This window comes from Pseudomonas sp. (assembly GCF_026224925.1).
In the GTDB taxonomy this organism is placed as follows: domain Bacteria; phylum Pseudomonadota; class Gammaproteobacteria; order Pseudomonadales; family Pseudomonadaceae; genus Aquipseudomonas.
Map to the genome: position 1 here is coordinate 1 of NZ_JAMFRV010000580.1, position 5,032 is coordinate 5,032.

The 5,032-nt window shown below is 54.8% G+C and carries 5 protein-coding genes; 2 read left to right on the plus strand and 3 right to left on the minus strand.

Features of this window, described 5'->3' with window-relative positions:
- Nucleotides 1-287 precede the first annotated feature (287 nt).
- Nucleotides 288-974 (plus strand): SDR family oxidoreductase, encoded by a 687-nt coding sequence (locus M0974_RS24235; protein WP_297842955.1) that lies wholly within the window; start codon nt 288-290, stop codon nt 972-974.
- 55 nt (nt 975-1,029) lie between these two features.
- Here the strand turns inward: M0974_RS24235 and M0974_RS24240 are convergent, their stop codons facing one another.
- Nucleotides 1,030-2,118 carry a calcium:proton antiporter gene (locus M0974_RS24240; RefSeq protein WP_297842958.1) on the minus strand — a complete coding sequence of 363 codons (1,089 nt, stop codon included), beginning with the start codon at nt 2,116-2,118 and terminating at the stop codon, nt 1,030-1,032.
- A gap of 197 nt (nt 2,119-2,315) precedes the next feature.
- Between M0974_RS24240 and M0974_RS24245 the strand changes: the two genes are divergently transcribed.
- Nucleotides 2,316-3,269, plus strand: coding sequence for an adenosine deaminase (locus tag M0974_RS24245; RefSeq protein ID WP_297842960.1), 954 nt, complete (start codon nt 2,316-2,318; stop codon nt 3,267-3,269).
- 52 nt (nt 3,270-3,321) lie between these two features.
- Here the strand turns inward: M0974_RS24245 and M0974_RS24250 are convergent, their stop codons facing one another.
- Both M0974_RS24250 and M0974_RS24255 read right to left on the minus strand, forming a co-directional pair.
- Complete coding sequence (locus M0974_RS24250; protein ID WP_297842963.1) at nt 3,322-4,023, minus strand: helix-turn-helix transcriptional regulator; 702 nt, start codon at nt 4,021-4,023, stop codon at nt 3,322-3,324.
- Between the two features lie 599 nt (nt 4,024-4,622).
- Nucleotides 4,623-5,032: LysR substrate-binding domain-containing protein (locus M0974_RS24255; RefSeq protein WP_297842966.1), on the minus strand; the 410-nt coding region annotated here is incomplete at its 5' end.

The window sequence follows — 5,032 nt, forward strand, 5'->3', positions numbered from 1 at the left end:
AAAAAAAACAATTTAAAACAGCCTGTTAGGACAGCTTATCGCCACCCGATACAACACGGCCTGCCCTTATTCCAGCGATTTTGGCTTGCGCACAATATCTGTGGAGCATCCTGTGGATAACCCGTGCAAGCCTGCCGCAGATCCCTATATTTCATGGCGTGCGTCGTGCTGGTCGATTTTTACTCAGTTAGTACAAAAGCCTTGAACGTGTCCGAACTGAAACGGCGCCAGCCCAACGTTGTCCATTAAAGTCCTTGAATCCATTTAACGGAACACGGAGTTCATCCATGCCTAGTATAAAAACCGCATTAATCATTGGCGCATCCCGGGGCTTGGGCCTCGGATTGGTTCAGCGTTTGACCGAACAAGGTTGGCAGGTGACCGCCACGGTGCGAGACAGAAATCAGCCCAGCGGACCGCAAAGCATTGCCCACGTTGTTGTCGAAACTCTGGACATCAATGAGCTGCATTCCCTGAATGCCTTCACCGAGAAGCTCAAGGGGCAGGTGTTCGACCTGCTGTTCATCAATGCCGGTGTCAGCGGCCCCCGGCCTCAAAGCGCTGAGCTGGCAACGGCGAAAGAGTTGGGCGATTTGTTCCTGACCAATGCCACCGCGCCAGTTCGACTAGCGCAACGGATGATTCAACAGGTTCGTCCTGATACCGGCGTATTGGCGTTCATGAGCTCCGTGCTGGGCAGCGTTACCTGCCCGGAAGGCAACGATATGGTGCTCTACAAAGCCAGCAAAGCGGCTCTGAACTCCGTGACCAACAGTTTCGTCACTTCACTTGCAGAGCCACGGCCAACGGTGCTGTCCATGCACCCAGGCTGGGTAAAAACCGACATGGGTGGCGAAGGCGCCGACATCGATGTGCAAACCAGCACCGAGGGCTTGGTTAAACAGATTGACGCGTATGCAGGCAAAGGCGGGCATCACTTCATCAACTACAAGGGTGAGACTATTCCCTGGTAGCAGCTTTCCCCGGTAGCAAAAAGCGCAGACATCAAGGGGGCCTCGTGCCCCCGTTTCAAAGACCCAGCAACGACAGCATGATGAAAGTCGCAAACAACACAAAATGGGTCATGCCTTCGATAGCGTTGGTTTCGCCATCGTTGAGGTTGATAGCACTCACCAGCAAGGTGATAAATACCATCACCGTCTGCACCGGCGTCATCGCCATCTGGAACGGCTGCCCGCTATAAAGCGCCATCGCTTCCATGACCGGAACCGTCAAAATCACGGTCGATAACGAAGCACCCAGCGCAATGTTTACAACAGACTGCATACGATTGGCCAACGCTGCACGCAACGCCGTAAGAATCTCCGGGGCAGCGGAGATGGCCGCCACTAGAATCGCCGTCATTACCGGTGGTGCGCCGGTCCCTTCCAGGCCAAGGTCGACCGTTTTCGACATCACTTCGGCCAACGCACCAATGACCACTACGCCGAACACCAGCGTACCAATAGAGCGCGTCAAACTGATCGGTTGCTCTTGCTCAGCTGGCTGGTTCTTGCGTTTTTTCTGTGGATAGCTGTAGCTGAAGAAGTAACTGTGGGGCCCGACTTGCATGCGCAGGAACAGTGCATATAACAGCACCATCGCGCCGATAGTAAACGCCGAGTAAGTCTTCCAATCGCCTTCAGGAATGAACTCAGGCACCACCATGGAAACGCCCATCGCGGTCAAGATCATCACACTGTAAGTGCGCGCGGAATCGTCGTTATAAGATTGTTCCCCGTGCTTGAGACCACCCATCAACGCAGCCAGACCAAGGATGCCGTTGATGTCGAGCATGACCGCCGAATAAATAGTGTCGCGCACCAGCGTCGGCGAAGGTTCGTTGCTCATCATGATCGCCAGGATCACCACTTCAACCAATACCGCCGCCAACGTCAAAATCATTGTGCCGTAGGGATCGCCGACCTTGTGCGCCAGCAATTCGGCGTGATGGGCCACGCGCATGGAGGCGCAAACAATCGCCGCCACCAAAGCGATCCCGCCGGCTAGCGCAGTGCCTTGGCCATTACTCAGCAGCCAGTGCTCGAAGGGAAAAGCGATGAACGCAGCAAGGACTGCCAACAGCAGAAACTTCTCGTCTTTTAAATAAGTCAGCATTGGGGCCCTTGGTTTGGAAGTGTCTAGCGTGGGGATAACATGTGCACTACAGACTGTTGTTAGTCACAAAACGTTTCGTTAATAACCCTAGCAGTAAACCGCCGCAAGCCGAACTTTGAACCGGCTGGTCAGGTTTTGCGCCCCCAACGGTCATCCTCTGTAGAATGCCGGCATCTGCACCTGATGAGAAAAAGCACATGTACGATTGGCTGAACGCGCTGCCCAAGGCAGAACTGCACTTACACCTTGAAGGCTCGTTGGAGCCGGAGCTGCTTTTCGCCCTGGCCGATCGCAACAAAATCGCCCTGCCCTGGGCTGACGTCGAGACCCTGCGCAAGGCCTATGCCTTCAACAATCTGCAGGAATTTCTGGACCTGTATTACCGCGGTGCCGATGTGTTGCGCACCGAACAGGACTTCTATGACTTGACCTGGGCTTATCTGCAACGCTGCAAGGCACAGAACGTCATCCATACCGAACCCTTTTTTGATCCTCAAACCCATACCGACCGAGGCATAGCCTTCGAAGTCGTGGTCAATGGCATCGCCAGTGCGTTAAAAGACGGTCAGCAAAAACTAGGGATCAGCAGCGGATTGATCCTCAGTTTCCTCAGGCACCTAAGTGAAGAAGAGGCCGAAAAAACCCTTGATCAGGCGCTGCCATTTCGCGATGCGTTTGTCGCCGTCGGCCTCGACAGCTCGGAAATGGGGCACCCTCCGAGCAAATTCCAGCGGGTATTCAATCGCGCACGCGCCGAAGGTTTTCTGACGGTTGCCCATGCGGGTGAAGAAGGGCCGCCCGAGTACATATGGCAAGCGTTGGACCTGTTGAAGATTGAGCGTATTGACCATGGCGTACGCGCTATCGAAGACGAACGACTGATGCAGCGGATTATCGATGAACAGATCCCGCTGACCGTTTGCCCGCTGTCCAACACCAAACTGTGCGTGTTTGACGACATGGCCCAGCACAACATTCTCGACATGCTTGAGCGTGGTGTGAAGGTCACGGTCAACTCTGACGATCCGGCGTATTTCGGTGGTTACGTGACGGAAAACTTCCATGCACTGCACACCCATCTGGGCATGACGCAAGATCAGGCCAAACGCCTGGCGCAGAACAGCCTGGACGCAAGACTGGTCAAACCTTGATCCACCGTTGATGTGTTCCCCGGCACAGGGGAACACTTCAACAATTTTGGCGTCAGGCAGCCGAGGCTATTTTGCTGATTTCGCGCTGCCCGCTGGTAGAAACCTGCAATGCGGTGGACTCATCCATTGGCCGCAGCCAGCCCAACTGAATGAACAACTGCAACAGACCTGCCCCCAAAGCACCGCCCAGATGAGGTGTGCGCTCGCTCCAGTCCGGGCAAGCACAGACGGTCTGACGCTTGCGGTGAGCCAGTGCCGGAACGTAAATTCCGCGCTCCGCAAACTGCGCGATGCCTTTACTGGTCACTTCGACGCGCTGCTCATGCTGCTCGATCCAGCCCGCGCCCAAAAGACGCTGATAAAGCTCAGCCGCGAGCTCGCCCCCCAAATGATCGGAACAGATCCGTGCCTTTCGCAGCGGCAAAGGTGGGGTGGACAATACAGGTTGCGAGACGCTTTTGCTGACGCGGTCGGTGCTGACCAGTGAGGCACTGGCCAGTGCCTCAACCGCTGCACCGACTTCTGGCGCGGCCAGCCTGAAAAACCGCTTTCTGCCGCGCGCCTCTTGCTTCAATAACCCGCCGGTAGCCAGCCGTGCCAAATGGGCGCCCGCCGACGAAGTAGACAGCCCAGCCAGCAGGGCAAGTTCGTCCGCCGGGCGGGCGGTCCCGTCCATCAACGCCCAAATCATTGCGCTGCGCTTTGGGTCAGCCAACAACGTGGCAATCTGGCTAATGCAAGGTGCATATTCCATGTATTCACTCCCTGTTGAAACATTCGTCTATCGCACTGACATAGTGAACAGCAAATTGTATCCAGCCAAGACGCTAAGCCGCCAAAGTGAGGGCTATATATCACCTAATTATCCGGAGCGTGATATTGCGACCTTATATATGACGCAATTTTATGCCTAGAGCATCTGTACCATTCAAGCGTGTCGGTATTGTCCTACAGGCAAGTCCTGCTTGACGACTGACGACTCGGCCGATGTCGCCAAGTATAAGCCCAGCGCTCTTTTACGAAATGGGGATTAAACTCACGATCAGGCCGCCATTGGCACCCTATAGCCAAAGTCGGTCATCTCATCTCTCTCTGAAAACGGCCTCTAAATCTTCCACCGACCTTGAAAGCTTGGCTGGCCGGTCACTTACAGGCAGCGCCGCAAAAATCGTACGCGTGGCTTAAGGGAATTGCCTACAGAAGAAACACACAAAACACGCAAGAAAATACGACGTCTTAACGGAGTGTTCTGCGCTTGACGCTGTCATTACTGGATTTTATTAATACGACTGCTTTCATTTACCGTAAGACAATTCCTTATACTGCGTAGGATTTCACAGTTTTAACATGGCGTCACTCGCTGACGGTTATCCGCGGGGCCAATTCGGCACAACGCAACTTCAGCATTTCGCGCAATAGATTCACCGGCTTACTTAGTTGCGCACGATGGGCGCACAGCAAATTAAGGGGTGCCAACTCTCCCTGTAACTGCGGCATTAACACGTTTAAGCGGCCAGCGTGCACATCGGCGGCAACGTCCAGCCAGGACTTATAAGCCACCCCTGCCCCCGCGACTGCCCACAAGCGCACAACGTCAGCATCGTCACTGAAGCGGTCGCCACGTACGGTCAGGCCCATTTCGCGCTTGCCGTCGTGAAATTGCCAATGGTCATGCACCCGATTGCCCAGCATGAACAGCAGGCAATTATGCTGCGCCAATTGCTCAACATGCGTTGGCTCGCCATGGCGAGCCAGATAAGACG